The organism is Shewanella kaireitica, assembly GCF_023284045.1.
Taxonomy (GTDB): Bacteria; Pseudomonadota; Gammaproteobacteria; order Enterobacterales; family Shewanellaceae; genus Shewanella; species Shewanella kaireitica.
Genome location: NZ_JAKIKQ010000016.1, coordinates 24,749 through 46,201, shown reverse-complemented (window position 1 = coordinate 46,201; position 21,453 = coordinate 24,749). Strand labels below are relative to the sequence as shown.

Genomic DNA, 21,453 nt, shown 5'->3' with positions numbered 1-21,453 from the left:
TTCGAGCGTTTTACTTGTGGAGCTGTAGCAAACCAACCTCTAGTTAAAGGTCAGATGACCACCTAATCTAAATCGACTTCCGGGATGCACTAAACGTGCAAAGCTCACCACACCTTGGCGTGACCAAGTGCGACGAGTAATCTGTAAACAGGGCTCTGAGGCCTCGATGTTGAGCAGTGCTAGCTGCGCGTCATCGGCCATTTTGGCTTCAATGGTATGCTTGGCTTCAGTCAGCGGTGCCACCATAGATAAATATTCGTGCGGCGTTTGTTTGATAAAATCTTGCGCTAAATATTCAGGCACGAGTTTAGGGTTAACGAAACGTTCCTCTAATTGCAGCGGCGTACCCTGCTCGCAGTGCACTAGCACTGACTGATAAACAGTACTGCCCTCTTCTAGCCCTAATGCGATGGCTATGGCACCTGTGGCGCTAGCTTGGCTCAAAGAAACTTGCTGCACGCTATAACCATGGCCACGGTCTTTGATCTCATCAGCAATATTGCGAATTGCCATCATAGAAGATTGGCTTTTAAGCCCCGCAACGAAAGTGCCTAACCCTTGAGAACGCTCTAACACACCAGATTCGGTAAGCTCCGTTAAGCTACGCCTTGCGGTCATTCGACTACAGCCAAACAATTCAGCCAGTTGGTTTTCCGATGGTACTCGGCTGTCTTCAGCCCACTCACCAGATTCTATTTGGGCTAAAATATATTGCTTAATCTCTTCAAACTTCGGCGTTGCCATATCAGGTCTAATTACCTTTATCGGTTGTTTTGCTGTCACGGTTTGAGTTTTTGATGACCGATTCAAAGTGCTGGTTGTTAGCAGTCAATTAGCAGTAGTCTGCTATTTATAATGATCAAAAACTCGGCTACAATCCTAGCTTGTATATACAAGTAAATACAAGCTAGCTCACAAATTATTTTTAGTGACGATGCTTAGTGTTAGTATTCAACCACTAGCTAAAACAACAAAAAGAGAGTGCAGTATGTCGTGGGATCAAGTCTGGATTGATATCAATATCGCTACCATGTCACCAAACATTTCAGAGCCTTACGGTGCAATCAAAGATGCTGCACTCGCGGTTAAAGATGGAAAAATTGCCTGGGTAGGGGAACGTAGCAAGCTGCCAGAATTTGATGTACTCGCCACGCCAATTTACAAAGGTAAAGGTGGCTGGATCACTCCAGGGCTCATTGATGCTCACACCCATTTAGTATTTGCAGGCAACCGCGCCAATGAATTTGAGCTACGCCTACAAGGTGCTAGCTACGAAGAGATTGCTCGCAGTGGCGGCGGTATTATCTCAACCGTTAAAGCGTGCCGTGAAGCCGACGAAGCCGAGCTGTTTGAGCTAGGCCGTCAGCGCCTTAATGCACTGGCAAAAGAGGGTGTGACCACAGTTGAAATCAAATCAGGTTACGGCTTAGATATTGAAACCGAGTTAAAACTTCTGCGCGTAGCACGTGAGCTAGGTAAGCATCACCACGTGGACGTGAAAACAACCTTTTTAGGTGCACATGCGATCCCACCAGAATATAAAAATGACAGTGATGCGTACGTCGACTTAGTGATCAATGAGATGCTGCCTCAAGTGATTGCCGAAGATCTTGCCGATGCCGTTGATGTGTTTTGTGAGAATATCGCCTTTAGCCTCGCGCAAACTGAGCGAGTACTCACAGCAGCCAAAGATGCTGGACTTGATATCAAGCTCCATGCTGAGCAGCTATCAAATTTAGGCGGTTCAGCCATGGCAGCCAAGCTAGGCGCCAAGTCTGTAGACCATATCGAATACTTAGATGAGGACGGGGTCAAAACCCTGAGCGAAAGTGGCACTTGCGCCACCTTGCTGCCCGGTGCTTTTTACTTCCTACGGGAAACCCAGCAACCTCCAATTGAGCTGCTACGCCAATACCAAGTCCCCATGGTGGTTGCCAGTGACTATAACCCAGGCTCATCGCCAATGTGTTCTAGCCTTTTGATGCTGAACATGGCTTGTACCTTAATGCGTTTAACGCCAGAGGAAGCACTCGCAGGTATGACTCGCAATGCTGCCAAAGCCTTAGGAATCGAAACGCAAGTGGGTGTTATCGAAGCAGGAATGACCGCCGATTTCTGTTTATGGAATATCAGCACCCCAGCGGAGCTTTCCTACACCTATGGTGTTGGTTCATGTATTGAAGTAGTTAAGAATGGCCGTTTAGTGCATCAGTAAATTCATCTAAAAAGTGGAACACCTGAGCGATGAGGCAACTCATCGTTTGGAAGTGGTGTTAGTCTTTATTGTATCTGGAGCTTTGGAGTGGCTTCCGACAGACGTGGATCCAATTACCTGCAGCAGCTATATGCGCAGACACTTTCGTTACACGCAGCAAGTCCATCTCTAGATGAATCAACGATTAAACTGACGACTACAACCTTACCTGTGCAATGCCAGAAAAGCAGTCCGTTTAAGTTTACTACATGTTAGTGAGCAACCAACTTACTCAGAATTATCCCCTTCGTTAGCTAAAGAAATCGATAACAATTCCTCGAAAGTTTTACCAAACCTACATGACTGAAAATTAACTACGATTTGCAGTCCGAATAAACTAGCCAAACAGACCGTTTCAGCTTAGGATCTGAGCAATAAACAGATCAATAGCACATTGCGGAGTAACCAAACATCATGGGTATCAGAGCCATTGTCGTAGATACAGCCGGTACAACTACCGATCTTAACTTTATTGAGGATATTCTTTTTCCTTATTCAGCTAAGGTATTACCCGCTTTTCTTGAAGAGAATAAGAATAATGTTTTAGTTGAAAACTGCATTTGTGATGTACAAGATATCGCACTAGAACCTGACGCAGATCTTGCTCGAGTAACAGAAATATTGTTGCAGTGGATTGAAGAAGACCGCAAAGCGACACCACTTAAAACTATTCAAGGTTTAATTTGGAAGCAAGGTTACGCTAACGGTGAGTTTAAAGGGCATATCTTCCCAGACTTTATCGAAGCGCTAGACGGTTACAAGCAGCAAGGCTTGCGAGTGTATAGCTTCTCATCCGGTTCTGTTGATGCACAGAAGTTACTATTTGGTAATAGCGATGCTGGCGATTTAACTGATAAGTTTAACGGCCACTTTGACACCCGCACGGGTAACAAACGCTTTAAGCAAGCTTACTGCAATATCCTCAATACAATTAGCCTTAGCCCGAAGCAGATTCTATTTGTTTCTGATGTGCTTGAAGAGCTAAAAGCAGCCAGTGAAGCAGGCTTAAACGTAGTACAGATGGTGCGCGATAGCAGCCAACGTACTGGCGACTTTAAGCAAATCAGCAGTTTTTCAGATCTTGAACTGTAAGCGATAGATTGATGAGAAAGGGCATTCATTGAATGCCCTTTTTTTTGGCTAGCTTTGCCGTATCTTCATTTTAAAACAGTACTATACGCTTGTTGCATTATTGGCTTACTGTTATGCTGAATAAAAATCAAACAAACGTTTAATTTAATATTAGCTTTAACCAAGGATCTGCAATCATTATGGAACACTTTCTAGCCCAGTACCCAATAAATACCACTATAAATGTCGCTTGGGGTGAGATGGATGCACTGCAACACGTCAACAATGTGGTTTATTTTCGCTATTTCGAAACCGCCAGAATCGACTTTTTTAACCAAATAAATCTGCTAGAAGACCTACAAAAAACAGCTATTGGCCCCGTTATTAGCGAAAACCAAGCGCGCTACAAGCGCCCAGTAACCTTCCCAGATACACTAACAGTTGGCGTTAGCATCAGTGATATTAATGATGACCGATTCATGATGCATTACCACGTTTTTAGCCAAACCCAACAAGCTGTAACCACTATTGGCTCATCTCAAGTGGTGATGTTTAACTTTAAAACGGGGCAAAAAGCACAATTAACGCCACAGCTATTGGACGCGTTAAAAACTTATCAACAGTAGCTCCGAGCCAGATATATCTGTATGGTTTTCTTTTGAAGTTTAAGTAAATTCAAAGGATTTGAGATGAGTGAAAAGATTATTCACCAGCCTGATAATTACCAATTTGTGATTAATGTCGGCACAGCACAAGCGGTACTCACTTACGAGTTATCGGCCAGTAACACAGCGCTAAATACCCAAGATTTATGCAACTTCAGCCGCACCTTTGTCCCAAAAGAGTTACGAGGAAAAGGCTTAGCTGAGAAGTTAGTTCGACATGGCTTAAGCTGGGCAAAATCACAAGACCTGCAAATAGAAGCTAGTTGCTGGTATGTACATAAATTTCTTTAGATTAGTTAAGCTAGTAATAATTAGTTTAGCCAGCGTTTTATTGCTATTAGGCTGTGCCCAACAGCACGCATTTATCAGCGCTAATGGTGTTAAGCCAGCTAAACTCAATGCATTAAGCCAGCAACTTGAAGCCCAAGGCTGGCAGGTGACGTTGACACAACTGGAGATCCCTGCGGAATTTTCAGATACCAGTATCGCCATGAACCCCGCCCAACAAAATCAAGATGCTATCAAGCTGTTGATAACTCAGTTACAACAGCTTGGGTTTAATCAGCCGCAAACCTATAAATTTGCTGAGAGAAAACACTTTTACAGTATCGATAATATCGGTCTCTATATCCGCGGCAGTCAGTCTACAGCCATGCCACCTAGCTGGTTAAGAAGCGACAACTGTACAGCAGGCGACACGCTAGTAGCATTAAGCTCAGGGGGCAATGCCACCCTCGAACATGAAGCGTTAGATACAGAATTAGAGCAACTAGATAGCTATAAAGGCCAGTGGTTATTTGATGGCCAAACGCTCACTATTCACATCATGGAGCACCAGCAGGACTATATACGTAAAGAGATAATGAGAAAGACATGGCGAGGCAATAGCCCCGCTCAGTTGTTTACCCCACAACGAATCAGCCAGTTTACACCGCTAAACTGCAGCTTTATCATTATTGAGATGGAATAACGTAGATGACACTATTCACCCGTTAACAAAGCCAGCTGTTGGCGCACTTCTTCACTCAAAGGCACACTTTTCTCGGTGGCATAATCATAATGCACCATCGCAGTTTGAGCTTCTGCAGTTTTTTTGCCGTTTTGCCAACAACTTTGAGTAAGCTCGAAACTACTATTGCCAATACGACTAACCCAAGTTTTAACTGTCACATCACTCGCAAAGTAAGTCGGTGCGTTAAAGGCGATGGTAAAGCCTGCAACAATGAGATTCCACTTCGACAAATCTTGAGTTGGGTTAAAGATCTTAAAAATCGGTTCTCTGCCCGCTTCAAACCAAACCGGGATCACCGTATTATTGATATGACCTAGTGCATCTGTTTCACAAAAACGCGGTTGTATGGTTAAGCTAAATTCACTCTGCTGCACGCTATCTCTTCCTTATGCTTGTTATTATTGTTGTCATGTTATCGATTCATTCTACCGATATTTCTTTTTCAACGCAGTACTTGCTCACCTCGAGTTATGCCCGCCCTAATTGCTTTAAGCTAGATAGCAAAAAGAGATGCATTGCATCCCTTTTTTATTGATATTTTAACTCAATTTAACGAGCATACATCTTATCTATTTCACGAGCGTATTTATTGTAAATAACCTTACGGCGTAGCTTCATTGTTGGAGTGATCAAACCCGCTTCCATTGAAAATGCATCTGGCAGTAGGGTGAATTTTTTAATCTTCTCAAATCCTGCAAGCTCTGTTTGTAAGGTCTTTAAGCGCTCTTCAAAGTGCTCTACAACATGGGAATGACGCAGCAACTCAAGTGGCGATTCATAATGCACGCCCTTCTCTTTTGCCCATACTTCTAAAGACTCGAATGCAGGCACAATCAATGCGGTAACGTAGTTACGCGCATCAGCAATAATCGCTACCTGTTCGATGAATGGACAACAGCCGACTTTGCCCTCAACACGCTGCGGCGCAATATACTTACCGTTTGAGGTTTTCATTAACTCTTTAATACGGTCAGTGATAAACAGGTTGCCGTTTTCGTCAATGTGACCCGCATCGCCGGTTTTAAGCCAGCCATCTTCAAAGGTTTCTTCAGTTTCTTGTGGGCGGTTGTAGTAACCACGCATAACGGTATCACCACGAACAAGAATTTCGTTGTCTTTACCAAGCTTAATCTCGGTTTCAGGCAATACTTGTCCATTTGAGCCAGTCACTCTGTTACTCAAGGTATTACAGGTCACTGTTGCAGTGGTTTCAGTCATACCATAACCACACAGCACAGGCACATTAATGCTATGGAAGAAGCTAGCCACTTTAGTGTCTAGCGCAGCACCGCCACAGGGCATAAATTTAAGACGACCACCCAATACCTGTTGCAGTTTGCTATAAACTAGCTTGTTAGCTATTGCCCACTGCAAATTCAGCATTGCAGAGCCTTTAGCTCGGCCTTGACTTACTTCAAACTGGCGCTCACCAACTGACATCGCCCAAGCAAACATTTTCTGTCGTGCATTGGGGGCTTTACTCACTTTATCTTGTACTGCGCTGTAAACTTTCTCTAAGAAACGCGGCACAACACATAATGTATGCGGGCGCACAGCCGTAATGGCGTCTTTTGCTGTCATTGGATCTTGCAGATAAACATTGTGACCACCGCGACAAAGCACATAGAAGCTCCAGCCACGCTCAAATACATGGCTTAATGGCAAAAATGCCAATGAAGTATCGCCAGTTTCGAAGTTCATCTTCTGATCGTGTTGGCGCACTGTCGATGCGATATTACGATGATCCAACATCACCCCTTTTGGCTCACCCGTGGTACCAGAGGTGTATATAAGCGTAAGTAGATCATCAAGATTGGTATCAGCGAGTCGCTTTTGCAACTCAGTATCGGCGACCTTATCCAGCTCTCGCTCAAGTAGTGTGTCTAAGTAAAAGTGATTACGGCTATCTTGTAACGGCACACTCTTATCGAAAACCACAATGCGTGATACTGAATCACACTGGGCAACCAAATCACACGCCATAGCGTATTGTTCAGCGTCGCCAGCAAAAATAAGTTTAGCTTGTGCATCGTTAACTATGTAAGCAGCTTGTTCTAAAGTGCTGGTAGGGTAGATAGGTACAACCACTGCTTTAGCCTTTAATAAGCCTAAATCAGCACAGGTCCACTGCGGACAGTTCTGTGAAAGGATCACAGCACGGTCTTGCGACTCTATACCAAACTGGATTAACACCCGTGCAATTTTTGAGGTGATAACATCAAACTGGCCCCAGCTAACTTGATGCCAAGGCGCGGCCATTTCGAATCCTTCGAGTGCTATCGCATCGCCAAGTGCTTGGCTCTGTTGCTGTATAAGACGTATAACGTGAAATGACTCGAGTGACATAAAATAACTACCTTTTAGCTTACAAGTGTTCCGCTTTAAAGTAAGTTTACTCGAAGTTCGCTCAAAAACTAAGAGCTTTTGCTCTATTAGTGTTAAGTCAAACACAAAAAAAGACCGCTCATGCTGATGAACGGCCTTCGATTAACAAAAAATATCTTAAGCTAACCAGCTCAATTAAAACAGAAACACCTCAGTAACAAGTGTATGTAATTACGCCGCAAAAAGCCTGGTTAATGAATGCTATATTGATTTCAAACATAGCCTTTTATATGCTCAGCAATGAATATCTACAATCCATAACACAACAAAACCAGCCTGTTAATAACAGTTTCAAACAGTTAGCTAGACAATAGATCTCCACGCCATAGTCGATATTTGCCATACCAAAGACAGAAAAACGCCAAAATTAACAACGGAACGTCCCAAGCTACCCAGTGCCAAATATCTCCGCCACTTTGCACCGTAGAAAGCGAAGATGATACCCAGCCAGATTGCAGTGCGACTAAAAAGATTGTGGCGGAGATCTGCATTGAAGTACGACACATAGACCCTAAACCTAATATCGCCGCGCAGCCAATCACATTACTCAAGACTATGTGTAGCCAAACCGACAAACTCATCAGTGGTGATAGCAAGCTGACTAATGCAGCAGTCACCATCATGCTCACGGTCAATATGGCTAGCAAACGGTATTGAGCTAACATGAAGGCATTGATCATGCCCTTTTTGCCATCAAAGCCAGGCAATACGAATAGACTTTCTACCGCGCGCCAACGTTGAATGCGGCTCCAGTGCAACATGGCGCAAGCGATACTACTAAACTGAATCAACAGAAATAGCACAGGCAACTGCACATCGAGTAGATACGCCCCAAGTGCTAAAAACAGCGTGACTACTGGCATTGCTAACAACATCATTGTCAGCATAGGGCCAATGAAATAGTTAGCGGGATGCAGATAACGTTCGAATCGGTTAAGCAACTTGGAAGACTTAAATGATGGTAACCATAACCAGCCCATCTCGAGACCATTAAGGTAAACAATACGCGCCTTATTATTCCAGCCAAACCTTGATAGCTTGCGCCATAAAAGCGCTGCTAAAAGCAGATCTGCAAGCAGTAATAAAGCACTGCCACTAGCAGGCAAAAGACCTGCCAAGTAGGGCAACATCGGCAAAGAGACAAACAATACAAATGATAGATGAAAAGCACTGCTATTCTTCAAGCTAAAATAGAGAAAACTGAGCCCGAACAACAGTGTCAGTAGTAGCTCATCAAACTTATCAAATGCGTCATGTGCTGCTAAAAAAATGGTGGCGATGATAAGACTTGTTATCAATAATCCAAGCGCTTGTAGCAGCACACTTTGCCGGTATTGAGGTACGATAGCGGCCCACTCTGTGGCTGCTAAGCGGTTCATCTGCCAACCGATAGCGACACAAGTTGAAGCGACAAACATATTCATCAGCAAAATTAGTGTATCGACTTTGCGCTCAGCGTCATCAGGGAGCAAAAAAGGCATCCCAAAAGCCATAACCAACCCCAGCAAGCCAACACCCAGAAAACTGGCACAACCAAGATCAAATAACCACAGCCGAACAGAACCTTTTAACCACTTTCCCGAGGTTATCAATGCCCAGTTCATGAGTGCAGCTCCATAAACAGCTGCTCCAAGTTAAGTGAGTTAGCACTAATCAGTCCTGCAAACTGTTGCTGTTGATAGTTATCAACCAGCACATTACAACCATTTCGATGCAGTACATTTAGCTCAGCAGGCAGTGCGGCAGACTCACTCAGCTTTAATAGCTTCACCTGCTCTCTTAGCTCATCTATCTCTTTAAATATGACTAGTTCGCCATGCTTAATCAGCGCGAGATGGCTAGCAACCCGTTCAAGATCGGAAGTGATATGAGAAGAAAACAGCACACAAGAGCCTGACTCGATTGCTAACTCAAAAAGATCGGCCATAAATTTACGTCTGGCGATGGGATCCAAACTGGCGACGGGTTCATCAAGGATAAGCAGCTTAGGCCGGTAAGCCATTGCCATAATCAGTGCTAACGACTGACGCTGTCCAACCGATAAACGCTGCACCTGCTGTTTAGCATCAAGATCGAATCGTTGTAGCCATTCAGCCTCTAATGACTTGTCCCACTCAGGGTAAAAACTCCGATGCAGATCCAGCGCTTTAGATACACTAAAGCCCTCATAACCAAAAGGTTGCTGCGGCACATAACCTATTTGCGTTTTGATCTCTGACGTCATCTGTTCAACGGGCGTAGCTAGCACCTCAATACTGCCAGAACTGGCTTGCATGATCCCAAGAGCACAGCGAATTAAGGTCGATTTCCCCGCGCCATTTTGGCCAAGCAGGCCAACAACCATCCCAGGGTACAGCGCCATATCTAAGCCATTAAGCGCGACTTTATCATCAAATTTTTTTGTCAGCTGCTTGCAGACTAAAATGGGTGTTTCGTTCATATCCATCGAAAAAAATCCTTTAAATTTTACTTCCAGCGATCACCAAGCAGTGTCTTTAGCGCATCTAAGCTGATGCCGAGTTGTTTAGCCTGCTCAACCACCGCGTCAATCTGCGGGTGTAATAACTGTCCATTGGAGCTGATATCACTCTGATCACGTGGTGCCACGCGAGTAGGTTGACCACGGCGGCGCTCCAGCCAACCTTGCTCCACTAGCTGTTGCACTGCTCGGCTCACCGTCATCGGATTTACCGTTAAATGCTCAGCCATCTGCCGCACTGACGGCAATACTTGCTCACTTTGTAGCTGGCCGCCCACAATCAAACGCACGATCTGCTCGCTTAACTGTTTATAAATTGGCTCACCACTACTGGGGTTGACATTTAGTTGCTCTAACATTAGCCTTTAGTCACTGTATTAATACATTGATACACCGATACAGTGATAAGTTAACATATACCCGCTAAATTGCAAAAAGGAATCAGTATCATGCACCAAGGAATGTATTCGCAATTACGAGCAGGAGTTTGTCCAACTCTGACGCGCCGTAAGAAAGTTGCCATCGCTGTTGCCATTTGGGCAGCTGTACTGCTTCCTTCTGTTCATTCGCAGCCACTTGCGCTTTCAACGACAACTTCAACATCGAGTACTGATAACAGCTGTTATGTTGACGGGCTATCAGAGCAGATGAACTGCGGAGCGGTCAGCGTACCAGAAAATTATGCCAAGCCAGACGGCAAACAGATTCAAGTACATTACGTGGTGATGCCAGCAATTAAGAGCAGTGGCAAAAGTGAAGCCTTGTTAGCGATTGCTGGAGGCCCTGGACAATCAGCGATAGAGAATGCCCAAGGCTTTGATAAGATGCTAACTAAGGTGCGCCAAACTAGAGACGTTATCTTGATCGATCAGCGTGGTACTGGCCAATCAAACCAACTGCAATGCATCGGTGATGGCTTTGACAATACACTCGCGATTAACGAAAGCGACTTTGATACTCGCGTCGAAACCCAAAAGTGTTTAGATGAATTAGACGCCGATGTTACCCAATATGGCAGCCTACCCGCACTGAAAGATTTTGAAGCGGTAAGAGCCCATCTAGGCTATCAAAAGTTGCACCTTTATGGAGTCTCTTATGGGACTCGCATGGCACAGCTTTATATGCGCCACTACCCTGAACATTTAGCCACCGTCACCTTAGATGGTGTCGTGCCAATGCAGCAAAGTGTATTGGCGATTGGTGATGCGATTGCCCGTGCTTTTGAGTTGGTGATCCAAGATTGTAACAACAACGCTTTATGTCATAAGCAGTTTCCGCAGCTCGCAGCCGATCTAGAAAAAGTAGATAGCGAACTGGCTGAAGCGCCGAAAATAAGCACTATTGCAGATCCAACCACTGGCGAAGCAACCCAACTCACCATGACTCGCAGTAAGTTTAAAGGTGCGCTACGCATGGCACTTTACTCACCCAGCGTCCGAGCCTTGATCCCCCACGCTATTCACCAAGCTTCGAAAGGTAACTTTCAACCGATTACCGGCCTCTATGCCATGTCTATGGACAGTACTGGCATCGCAATGGGCATGCACGCCTCGGTGGTATGTGGCGAAGATTGGCAGCGATTAACACCCGAATTACGTGCTACTACCGCAGCAAACTACTTCGGTAAAGAGATGCTCAAGACCTTTGAGCAGTCATGCGCCGTATGGAATATGCCAGCAGTTGACGACAGTTTCAGCCAAGCCATCGCCAGTGACATTCCTACTTTATTGTTATCAGGTGAATTAGATCCGGCAACACCACCGAGCTGGGGAGAGATGGCAATGGAAAAATTAACCAACGCTAAACACTTTATCGCCCCTTATGCGACTCACGGCGTTGCCTACCAATCTTGCGGCAATAACTTGATTGCCGAACTGGTCGAAACAGGCGCGGTAACCGACATCGATGCAGAGTGTTTAAGCAAAGATACTCGCCGTAATTTCTATTTGAATGCGAGTACCGTAGAAGCCATTCCAGCTGAAGGCAGCCAACAAGAAACGACATTAAGTGCCGATGCTGACAAAGCTTTGAGCCCACAACAAGCCCTGAATAAGTAAGGAAACACTGATGATTAAAGTATCAAACTTGTCAAAACGCATCGGAGATGTGCAGGCGCTGAACGATTTAAGCTTCTCTGCACTCGACGGTCAAATCACAGGGTTACTTGGCCCTAATGGTGCAGGTAAAACAACCTGTTTACGCACTGTTTTTGGTTTACTTAAACCCGACAATGGTATCGCTGAAATCGACGGAATTAACATTGCCAAATCACCGGTTGCAGCCAAGCAGCAGCTGGGGTTGTTCCCCGACCCATTTGGTCTGTACGAACGTTTAACCCCGCGGGAGTACATCAGTTACTTTGCCGAGCTCAATGGTTTATCGCGTAAAGATGCCAAACAAGCCACCAGCAATGTGATTGATAAACTGCACTTAGCTGATATTGCAGACAGACAGTGCAAAGGCTTTTCTCAAGGTCAACGAATGAAAACCGCGCTGGCACAAGCCATTGTCCACCAGCCAACCAATATTATTCTCGATGAGCCGACACGAGGGCTAGATGTAATGAGCACTCGAGTACTGCGTGACATATTGCGAGACCTTAAAAATCAAGGTCACTGTGTACTGTTTTCCAGCCACGTGATGCAGGAAGTTGCCGCACTCTGCGACCAAGTGATTGTGATGGCAGAAGGTAAAGTGGTTGCCGTGGGTAGCCCTGACGCTTTATGCCAACAAACGGGTAAAGCCTCACTAGAGGATGCCTTTATTCAACTTATCGGCACCGATGAAGGGATTGCCGCATGATGCATTCAATAATAAAAACACGCAATGCAACACAGCACATCGGCAACAAAAGGATATTGAAATGAGTAATAAAATAATCACCATGCTCCGCAAAGAGCTTATTGATGCCGCACGAGACAAACGCTCGGTAATGGCTGGACTTTACTATGCGATGGGTGCACCACTGCTGATGTGCGGCATGTTCTTTATGCTGATCGGCCAGCTGACTAGCCCTGAAGATTTGAATATTAACATCGACAATCCGCAAGGCGCTCCTGATCTAGTAAAGTACTTATCTAGCGAAGGGATTAACCAAACCGACGGCGAGAATACTAAGGACATTTTGTTAGTTATCAGTGATGATTACGCCAGCAATATGGCTAAAGGGATCAGCGCTGACGTTACCCTTATCGCTGATGCTTCCAATGAGAAGCTACAAAAATCGATTCGCCGCCTTGAGAAACGTTTGCAGGCATACAGCTCTGAAATGGGCAGTTTACGCTTAATTGCTCGCGGTATTGACCCTAGAGTCATGCAGCCTATTAAGCTAAATGTAGAAGACCAAGCGACACCAGACTCAAAAGCAGGCATGATTTTGGGCATTGCCACTATGACAATGATCTACGCGGTATTTATTTCAGGCATGAATCTCGCTATTGATACCAGTGCCGGTGAGCGCGAGCGTAACTCGTTAGCATTATTGCTCAGTCATCCAGTATCAACAGGGCAGATTGTACTATCTAAAATTCTTGCCGTGACCATCTTTGCCATGATCGGCCTGCTACTGACCTTAATCGTATCGAAATTTGCTTACAGCTTTGTCCCTTGGCAGGAGCTAGGCTTTAGCGTCAGCGTTAATGGTAATTTCATCGGCATGATGATGCTAATCGGCCTACCCGTTGCCATAATGGCCGCTTGCCTGCAGCTGTTTGTATCGTTTATGGCTAAGAGCTTTAAGGAAGCCCAGTCGTACCTCACCATCGTACTTATTTTGCCTATGATGCTAGCAATGGCAGCCAGCTATGATATTGCTCCCGATACTTTGCAATGGCTACCAGTATCTGGCCAACTACAAGCCTTGATGGAGTTTATCAAGGGGCGTGAGCTACCGGTAGTGCAGCTCGCAGTGTCATCAATCACCACATTGGTTATTTCGGCAGGTTTAGCAATGGGTATGCAAAAGTCACTTAAAAGCGAAAAAATTGTCTTTGGCTTATAAGTAAAACAATAAGTCTCTTAACTATTTAGGAGGCTTAATATAGGAGATGAGTAAAATGGAATTTATCGATAATATTTTGGCTAGTGATAACTATACCCATTCTACTTGAAGGTGCTCGTTTCAGAGGCATTGTGGCTGCTCAATTCTAGGCGCATTAATGTAGAAATGGTTATTCCCTTTTAAATTAGTGCAACAACGAAGTGGGCAGGCACAAAGCCTTCTGCGATGGGCTTTAATGGACTTTACTCAGTGTTATTGATTTTACCAAGGGAATGACCATTAGTGGCAATCAATGCCGTGATTAAAGTCCATTAAATTCCCACTGAATCCTGCATCTTCAGGTAGAACGGGTATTTATTCTTAGCATTGCTTGCAATAGCGGTGGTGTTTCTATGGTTTCTGCCAGCGCTACTGGCACTGGTATTCAACCGCAAACATTTCAAATTAATCTTAGTCGCTTGTATTCCTGCAGGCTTTTCACTGATTGCTTGGGGTGGTGTGCTGATTTGGGCGACTACTGGCAAAGCAGTCGACAAGTACGCCAACCGGGGCCAGAAGCAAGCTTAATCGCAACCATCAGAAATGAATTTAATACTCGCAGCAACTGTGAGTATTAAACTTCTGCCGATAGGCTCTGGGCGAGACGCTAGTTAACTGAATAAACAGCTTCCGAAATGAGCTGACATCCTCATAACCTACCTGTTCGACAATCTGCTCTAACGCTAACTCTGTGGTTTCCAGTAAGCGTTTAGCTTCATCCACTCTAAGCCGTTGCATGTAGCTTGCAGGCGTTTCATTGAGTGCCTTCTTGAAACGGCGGATCAAAGTCCTCTTACCCACCGCGAATTTATCCGCGATATCATCCAATATGAAACTCTGGGTTAAATGTAGCTGCATCCAATCTTGAATTCGCCTCACAAGCTCATCTTTATGCCGTGGCTCACTATCCAGTGTCATAAATGGTTGTTGCGAGATACGGTTAGGATCGATGAGCAAAACCTTAGCCATTTGGGTGGCTATCTGTTCCCCTACCAGCAGCTTAACGAGTTGTAGTGCTAAACTTAGGTTAGCGGTTGTCGCCCCAGCGGTGTACATGGGTCCATCACTCATGACTAAGTGTTCCATACACAGGTTCACCTTTGGGAACCTGCGCTTAAACAGTTCTGCCAACCACCAGACGCAAGTAGCGGTTTTACCGTCGAGTAAACCGCTTGCTGCTAACACCAACGTACCAGAGCAGTAGGCAGCTATCGGCTTGCCCGTTTGAGCGAACTGATGCAGGCTCGACATATGTGGGTGAAATGCTTTTAAGTAACTTTCTAACTCTGTGCGGTTGGTGATGGTGGATGAAGCAACGACTACCGCATCGGCGTGTGATAAATAATGTTCTGCATCTGCGTGAGGCACGACAGGTAACGATAAGCCATAGTCACTGCGAATTGGTTCTCCGTTAGGTGACAGAATTTTACACTCAAACAGATCCTCTTCAGCATTGGCTTGTGTCACCTTCCAGTAAGTATTACAGAAGCTAAATACATCCATAAAACTAATGATGCCACCAGCAACAGCATTATCAGCCGCCAAAATCACAATTCTTTTCACTGTAGCCACCTGTCACTAATCACCCTTATTTTGTCAATAATGACACTTATCTACTAATTGTCCAGAATTTAAACTGTATCCAAGTTGTTATTAGTTCAGCCAAACAGGCACAAGCTAGAAAACAAGGAGTTCGTTATGAAGTCATTCGCTACTAAACATCTATTCAGTATCAGTTATTGGTTATTGAGCTGGGGCTTACTGGTCTGGCTCAATTTTAGTATCGAGCCCAATGCGATGGTGCACTTCGTAATGATCCCTGCTTTGCTACTCATCACCGGGCTAAATGCCGCCAGCTTATGCAACAAGAAATGCTAGCCGCATTGTGATTGCATTTGCTTGATCAAAGCTGAGTGCAGCTACCAAAACTAAACCATCCATGGGTTTTGGCATAAGTGTTCCAGACACAAAAAAGCCCGAGTTGATTCGGGCTTCTGTGTATTTCAAACCTGCCTGGGCAAACTACTTTGCTTTGGGTCTAAATGGCTTGATGACCGCTTCATCACACTCAAGGAATGGGCCATCCATAAGGTCGATGCAGTAAGGAATAGCAGGGAATACCGCATCTAGACATTCACGGATAGATTTTGGCTTACCTGGTAGGTTAACAATTAAAGAGTCACCGCGAAGACCAGCTGTTTGACGAGACAAAATTGCAGTCGGTACAAACTTCAATGATTCAGCCCGCATCAGCTCACCAAAGCCAGGCATCATACGATCACATACCGCTTCAGTCGCTTCAGGGGTAACATCACGCTTAGCAGGGCCAGTGCCGCCAGTGGTGACAATTAGGCTACAGTTTTGCACATCCGCCATATCAATTAGCGTCGCTTCAATCGCATCAGTTTCATCAGGGATAACCTTATAAACAGGCTCCCACTCAGACGTAAGGTACTCATTGAGTACGTCAATAATCGCCTTACCTGATAGATCTTCGTACACACCAGCACTCGCGCGATCACTGACAGTAACAATACCTATTTTTGCTTTGCTCATTGCTTAATCCTTTCACTTTAATCTGTTGCGATTACATCCGCCGCGACTCTGCTTCGAATGTAAAAAACCTGTTGAGGCCATAATATCAGTTCTTACCTAGCGTGCATAAACCCTGACTAAATAGATGCATTCAAGAATGGCTTTCAAAGTAGCATAAAGTTAGCTGATGGAATTTGATAAATATCTAATATATCTCTATCCAAGTTAAAGATACTCATTTCAAAAATAATAGCCAAAACAGAAAGTCCCTGCTACAACCTTCTCGACTGCCAGTACTTTTGCTTCCAGTAGCTATTGTGCAAACTGGAGATCATCACCCCTTGGCTCGTTGAAGCATGTAAGAACTGATGGTTATCTATGTAGATCCCAACGTGTCGCGTGCTCCAACCCGTTTTGAAAAAAACTAGATCTCCTGGCCTCAAGTTACTTTTACTGACACTTCGGCCTACAGCTCTTTGTTCATCAGTGGTGCGCGGTAATGTTAAACCGAATTTGGTCTGAAAGGCTACTTGCACAAAACCAGAACAGTCAACACCCTGCTTACTCAAGCCACCGAAGCGATAAGGTGTGCCCTTCCATTCTTTATGTAATTGCATTAATTGACTTTTTACAGCAATACCATTGTCTAATTCAATCTTATTTCTCGGCGCAGCTTGCAGGTTTTCGTCACGATTTGGTGCACTTGAACAAGCATTTAATAAAAGTAATAAGCTTAAAACAACAATAAATTTCATATAAATCCGTAGTAAATATATCGTCAATAGCGGGGTGAATTCGGCGCTAGCCTCTATTTTAAATTAGTAAATACGAAATTAATTACTAAGGAAACAAGCAAAGTAAATTATTTAAACTATATATAAAGAGAGCGCTAGTTAAATTAAAGGACGTTGTAATGGAAAAATATATCATCAATAACTATAAACAGGGCGAAATTGAACATTCAAAAAACACAGAAGAGGACTCGACACTGCATGAAAGCCTGCTATATACCTATGAGCAGGAGGATGAAACACCAAGTTATATTCTTGGTTATAATTGAGTGAAAGCCGCTTCAAGCATTAATAATTGGAGCGGTTTTAAAACAAGTGTTCATATTTAACTCCTGATTTCCAGCATACTCTTTATAGATTAAGCCACCATTAAAATATTATCGATACAGTCTCAGAAAACTTCCTTTTTAATTCTCACATAAAAGCAAATATATATTCACTAAAAGTGAATTATATCTAAGTGTTTTTTTGCTGCCAACTTCGGCAAAGAATAAATTCATAAGGGAGTAACCATTATGTTATTACTCTCTTTGGATTCGTCTGCCTTGAATTAATTCGCAACAACCACTCTGAGTAGATCAACTTCTTATACTGATTGGTATAAGTAGGTTTTAGGCAATACGCAACACAAAAAACAGCCCCCTTTCATAGAGGGTCGATGAGCCTGACAGTGATATTGAGAGTAATAGAAAAGTAGTCATCAACATCGATTAGCGTTGGATTTTAATGATGATTGAATTCACCACAGCCAAAGTAAAGCTTGCCTGAATAGACAAAACACCTCCTAAGTGATTGATTCAAAATTGCAGCAACGGCCGTAAATATGAAAGTTACTGAAATATCTTGAATTTGATGATGACATAATTTTGTCGAGAAATTTATGTGTTAAACCTAGAGTCAACTCAACTATGTTGTCGCTTCTGAGATGGATGTTCTGAACATGAAGCACAGCAGCAAATCGTCTAACCAGATCTGTAAAGGAGCTTGATATGTTTAAGTCTAGTCTTGCCTGTAATTTCAATTTTAAATACTCAATCACTACCGCTTTATTGGCTTCATTAACTCTCGTTGCCTGTGGCAGCAGTGATGATGACCCCCAGCCAAAAGCACTACCGCAGCCCATTCCTGTCACAGTTACACCGAACACAGGTGTATTTTTGGATAGTGCTGTTATCGGCATTGGCTATCGAACCGAAACACTTAGTGGCACCACCGATGCAGAAGGAAAGTATCAGTACCTGCCTGGTGAAACGGTCACTTTCTTCATTGGAGGCTTAGAGTTCCCAGCAACAACGGCAACAGGTATCGTCACCCCCCTCAATATTGCCGCGACCGACGATGTCACAAATACCGCTGTCATCAATATGGCCAGACTACTGCAAACCCTAGATCAAGATGGTGACCCAAGTAATGGCATTAGCATCACCCAAACAGCGATTGATAGCGCAGAACCTGTTGACTTCAGCATGTCGACAGCTGACTTTGCAACCTCTGCAGCGGTGCAAGCAACCATTGCAAATGGTGGACAAGATACCGCGGTGTCAGAGCTGATCGATACTGAAGCAGCACTGGAACATTTATCTGAAGAGCTTGAGAAACAAGATATTCAGATAGGGATCATCGGGAGCTGGAATGCAACAAATGACGATAATGATTTGCTCAGCATCATATTCATTGATAACAGTACCTACGTTATTTTTGAAGTCGACTCAGATGACGACTATGAAGATTCTGGCATGGAGTGGGGCACTTACCAACGAGACAGTGAAACTCACCGAGTCACAGCAAGCCAAGAGTTTGATGACAACGAAAACGTCGGTCTCAATGACTTAACCACAGATCCTGGCTCACCGGAACTATTTATCGCCGTCACAAATGGAGAGTTGAACGTAACAGTCGATGAAGACGCCGACGGTACTATTGATGAAACCCTTAATTTTGAAGCGCTTGATAGCAGCAACGAATTGGGTGCATGGATAATCCATGACATCGATGGAGAAGCTTATGAAAACGGCTTATTGATGTTTATCTTTTATGCTGACGGCACTTATGTTCAAGCCGGAGTTGATGCCAATGAGGTTATTGAAGAATCAGGTATGGAATGGGGAACCTACAGCATAAACACAGACACCAATCGTGTAACCGTAAGCCAGATATTCGACGGCAATGAAGAAGCTGGGCTCAATGACTTTGCCACCGATAGCAGTCTAGGACTTTATTTAACTGTGGTTGATGATGTGTTGACCCTAAGTGTTGACGAAAACGGTGACGGCGAAATAGAAGAAAACTTAAACTTCAAAAGGCCATAAAACCAAATCAGAAAATGCCACTAACAAGCAATGAGCTTGTTAGTGGCTAAGTACATGAATACTAATCTTTCCGTTCTAGCAGCAACGCTTGGCTTATCTCGCTCCAAGGCACCCATTTAAAGTTTTGGTTTTGATCCGGCATCCGATTGCGACCATCTTGGACCACCATCATACCTTGCGACCAAACTCCACGACCCACCGAGTGCGCGGTTACATCGAGTCCGTCAGTTTCTGCGCTCCCATCCATCCCCTGCTTGCCGTTAATCCCTATTCGGAAACGGTCAATGTAGCTATACGGCGCAGTACTCTTGTACAGCAAATAACTATCGTTTCCCTGACTAGATACCACCAGATAACCTGTTTCATTATTGGTTTGATACAGCGATATCCCCTCTATATCAGCCACCAGCGGCCCGCCTGCTTTAATAATCATCTCGCCAGTTAATTTAGTAGAGCGACTATCGAGGTTAAATGCCCAAATACCCACATTTTCTTCGCCAAGGAATAGTTGCTTGTTGAGGTCATCGGCGACACAACCTTCTGGCTGGCTAGGAACGCTAAACTCTCGCACCTCTGTCGCTTTAAGGTGGTTACCTTGCCACTGTAATGCTATCTGTTTGACCAAGCCTGACTTTTCGTTAGCAAATACATACAGCTCATCCTCACTAGGTTGATACATACAAAGGCCATAAATATCAGTTAAGGTTGTTGCTTGTTCTGCCAATTGCGTTAGCTTTCCATGCTCATTGATATTGAATATGCTTAAGCTATTGCGGTCGCGATTACTGGCCACAGCGATATCACGATACTCGCCGCCCAATAATACTTGCTGCCTAATATCGACATTGTTTACCCGACCAGCAGCAATGGCTTGCAACTGCTTGCCTTGCATTGAAAAGCTTAATAATCCCCAGCGTTTATTGGTGCCTAGTACACGGCTTTTTTCTGGCATGGTTGGATGAACCCATATTGCAGGATCATCCATGGTATCACCCGCTCTATCGGAGATATCACTTTCGACTGCAGTGGGGATCTCTTTTATTCGCTCACTCACGGTCGATGTTAGTGCGGCTTTTAGCTGCCAATTTGCCTGATAGAATTGATCGTCATCATCTGAATAAGCCCAAAGCTGTTTCTCCGCTACATATAAGCTTTCGAGCGCTTCGCGGCCTTTGAAAGGCGCTGCAATTTGACTGCCGTCAATATCAAAAATTTGCCCACTTTCATCCATCAGCACAATGTTGCCATTATCGAAAGCCAACCCTGAGTACTGATTATCAGGTAGATAACTCACCAATTCTGACTCATCCGCCATATGAGGCGCTGCAGGATAACGCCAAACACCTTGATGATTGTCGAGTACAAACAACTGTTCATTATCATCGACAGCACATTTTAAGGCTCCCATCGATATCGCTAAGCTACGCACCAGTTGTGGTTGCCACTCTCCGCCTGACGATAATAACCATTGCTCAGAATGACCGGCATCGTCCCCAATCCAAGCATAAAGATTGCCATCTGCTAGCCTAGGCTGTAAACAGAGCCACTCTACTTGGAAGGCACGCTTTGGTAGCAGTGATAAACGCTGAGTATTGCTGAAACTTAAACTGATCCCCTGCACTTGATCAACTTGCGTATCGTAGGTTAACGCGGTATCACCATGCACAGCTAAATACTCAAACTGCCCAGGGACCATAACATTTAACAGCTGTTTATCTGCCAACACTAACCCATGCAGTTCACTGGCAAACAATGCTCTTTGCTGCCAAATTGCCATTTCACTGGCAGCGGCCGGTCCTTGCCAAATTGTTCTGTTTTGTTGGACATCATTGTTACTTTGGGCTGCTAACGGGCTACTAACAAAAGTCGCTATGGCTAAAGCCACTATATTTTTTAGATTAATCATGTGGGTT

General features: G+C 44.3%; 22 protein-coding genes. 12 read left to right on the top strand and 10 right to left on the bottom strand.

Features of this window, described 5'->3' with window-relative positions; all coding sequences use genetic code 11:
• Positions 1–39: 39 nt before the first annotated feature.
• On the bottom strand, positions 40–744 hold the full coding sequence (gene hutC, locus L2730_RS17140) for a histidine utilization transcriptional repressor HutC (protein ID WP_248975770.1): 705 nt from the start codon (positions 742–744) through the stop codon (positions 40–42).
• Positions 745–988: 244 nt separating this feature from the next.
• Here hutC and hutI point away from each other — a divergent pair, with 244 nt between their 5' ends.
• From hutI to L2730_RS17115, 5 genes are all read left to right on the top strand, one after another.
• Positions 989–2,215: an imidazolonepropionase gene (gene hutI, locus L2730_RS17135; RefSeq protein ID WP_248975714.1), complete on the top strand. Its 1,227-nt coding sequence runs from the start codon at positions 989–991 to the stop codon at positions 2,213–2,215.
• Between the two features lie 453 nt (positions 2,216–2,668).
• Positions 2,669–3,346: an acireductone synthase gene (gene mtnC, locus L2730_RS17130; protein ID WP_248975713.1), complete on the top strand. Its 678-nt coding sequence runs from the start codon at positions 2,669–2,671 to the stop codon at positions 3,344–3,346.
• Between the two features lie 179 nt (positions 3,347–3,525).
• Positions 3,526–3,951 carry an acyl-CoA thioesterase gene (locus tag L2730_RS17125; protein ID WP_248975712.1) on the top strand — a complete coding sequence of 142 codons (426 nt, stop codon included), beginning with the start codon at positions 3,526–3,528 and terminating at the stop codon, positions 3,949–3,951.
• 63 nt (positions 3,952–4,014) lie between these two features.
• Entirely contained in the window at positions 4,015–4,281 is a 267-nt protein-coding gene (locus L2730_RS17120) for a GNAT family N-acetyltransferase (RefSeq protein WP_248975711.1), read from the top strand.
• The gene (locus L2730_RS17115; protein ID WP_248975710.1) at positions 4,262–4,960 is read left to right on the top strand and encodes a hypothetical protein; all 699 of its coding nucleotides are present in this window, start codon (positions 4,262–4,264) and stop codon (positions 4,958–4,960) included. The genes L2730_RS17120 and L2730_RS17115 overlap by 20 nt, the downstream gene beginning before the upstream one ends.
• An 11-nt stretch (positions 4,961–4,971) precedes the next feature.
• Here L2730_RS17115 and L2730_RS17110 read toward each other — a convergent pair whose 3' ends face one another.
• The 5 genes from L2730_RS17110 to L2730_RS17090 form a co-directional block, all read right to left on the bottom strand.
• A complete protein-coding gene (locus L2730_RS17110; RefSeq protein ID WP_248975709.1) occupies positions 4,972–5,376 on the bottom strand; it encodes an acyl-CoA thioesterase in 405 nt (134 codons plus the stop codon).
• 175 nt (positions 5,377–5,551) lie between these two features.
• Positions 5,552–7,348, bottom strand: a complete 1,797-nt coding sequence (locus L2730_RS17105) for an AMP-dependent synthetase/ligase (RefSeq protein ID WP_248975708.1) — start codon at positions 7,346–7,348, stop codon at positions 5,552–5,554.
• 338 nt (positions 7,349–7,686) lie between these two features.
• Entirely contained in the window at positions 7,687–8,991 is a 1,305-nt protein-coding gene (locus L2730_RS17100) for a hypothetical protein (RefSeq protein WP_248975707.1), read from the bottom strand.
• Positions 8,988–9,833 carry an ABC transporter ATP-binding protein gene (locus L2730_RS17095; protein ID WP_248975706.1) on the bottom strand — a complete coding sequence of 282 codons (846 nt, stop codon included), beginning with the start codon at positions 9,831–9,833 and terminating at the stop codon, positions 8,988–8,990. The genes L2730_RS17100 and L2730_RS17095 overlap by 4 nt, the downstream gene beginning before the upstream one ends.
• Positions 9,834–9,853: 20 nt before the next feature.
• Positions 9,854–10,225: a GntR family transcriptional regulator gene (locus tag L2730_RS17090; RefSeq protein ID WP_248975705.1), complete on the bottom strand. Its 372-nt coding sequence runs from the start codon at positions 10,223–10,225 to the stop codon at positions 9,854–9,856.
• Positions 10,226–10,315: 90 nt separating this feature from the next.
• Between L2730_RS17090 and L2730_RS17085 the strand changes: the two genes are divergently transcribed.
• The 4 genes from L2730_RS17085 to L2730_RS17070 all read left to right on the top strand — a co-directional run bounded on the left by L2730_RS17085 (position 10,316) and on the right by L2730_RS17070 (position 14,433).
• Complete coding sequence (locus L2730_RS17085) at positions 10,316–11,923, top strand: alpha/beta hydrolase (protein WP_248975704.1); 1,608 nt, start codon at positions 10,316–10,318, stop codon at positions 11,921–11,923.
• A gap of 10 nt (positions 11,924–11,933) precedes the next feature.
• Positions 11,934–12,668: an ABC transporter ATP-binding protein gene (locus tag L2730_RS17080; RefSeq protein ID WP_248975703.1), complete on the top strand. Its 735-nt coding sequence runs from the start codon at positions 11,934–11,936 to the stop codon at positions 12,666–12,668.
• A 61-nt stretch (positions 12,669–12,729) separates the two neighbouring features.
• A complete protein-coding gene (locus L2730_RS17075; protein WP_248975702.1) occupies positions 12,730–13,866 on the top strand; it encodes an ABC transporter permease in 1,137 nt (378 codons plus the stop codon).
• Between the two features lie 384 nt (positions 13,867–14,250).
• Positions 14,251–14,433, top strand: coding sequence for a superinfection immunity protein (locus tag L2730_RS17070; protein ID WP_248975701.1), 183 nt, complete (start codon positions 14,251–14,253; stop codon positions 14,431–14,433).
• 21 nt (positions 14,434–14,454) lie between these two features.
• On the opposite strand, the gene L2730_RS17065 is transcribed toward L2730_RS17070, so the two are convergent.
• Positions 14,455–15,468 carry a GlxA family transcriptional regulator gene (locus L2730_RS17065; protein WP_248975700.1) on the bottom strand — a complete coding sequence of 338 codons (1,014 nt, stop codon included), beginning with the start codon at positions 15,466–15,468 and terminating at the stop codon, positions 14,455–14,457.
• A gap of 135 nt (positions 15,469–15,603) precedes the next feature.
• Between L2730_RS17065 and L2730_RS17060 the strand changes: the two genes are divergently transcribed.
• Positions 15,604–15,783 carry a hypothetical protein gene (locus tag L2730_RS17060; protein ID WP_248975699.1) on the top strand — a complete coding sequence of 60 codons (180 nt, stop codon included), beginning with the start codon at positions 15,604–15,606 and terminating at the stop codon, positions 15,781–15,783.
• 144 nt (positions 15,784–15,927) lie between these two features.
• On the opposite strand, the gene mog is transcribed toward L2730_RS17060, so the two are convergent.
• Complete coding sequence (gene mog / locus L2730_RS17055) at positions 15,928–16,461, bottom strand: molybdopterin adenylyltransferase (RefSeq protein ID WP_020910330.1); 534 nt, start codon at positions 16,459–16,461, stop codon at positions 15,928–15,930.
• Positions 16,462–16,712: 251 nt separating this feature from the next.
• Positions 16,713–17,195 carry an NlpC/P60 family protein gene (locus L2730_RS17050; protein ID WP_248975698.1) on the bottom strand — a complete coding sequence of 161 codons (483 nt, stop codon included), beginning with the start codon at positions 17,193–17,195 and terminating at the stop codon, positions 16,713–16,715.
• A gap of 158 nt (positions 17,196–17,353) precedes the next feature.
• Between L2730_RS17050 and L2730_RS17045 the strand changes: the two genes are divergently transcribed.
• Positions 17,354–17,500, top strand: a complete 147-nt coding sequence (locus L2730_RS17045) for a hypothetical protein (protein ID WP_248975697.1) — start codon at positions 17,354–17,356, stop codon at positions 17,498–17,500.
• 720 nt (positions 17,501–18,220) lie between these two features.
• A complete protein-coding gene (locus tag L2730_RS17040) occupies positions 18,221–19,540 on the top strand; it encodes a hypothetical protein (RefSeq protein ID WP_248975696.1) in 1,320 nt (439 codons plus the stop codon).
• Positions 19,541–19,601: 61 nt separating this feature from the next.
• Here L2730_RS17040 and L2730_RS17035 read toward each other — a convergent pair whose 3' ends face one another.
• The gene (locus tag L2730_RS17035) at positions 19,602–21,446 is read right to left on the bottom strand and encodes a phytase (protein ID WP_248975695.1); all 1,845 of its coding nucleotides are present in this window, start codon (positions 21,444–21,446) and stop codon (positions 19,602–19,604) included.
• Between the last annotated feature and the right edge of the window lie 7 nt (positions 21,447–21,453).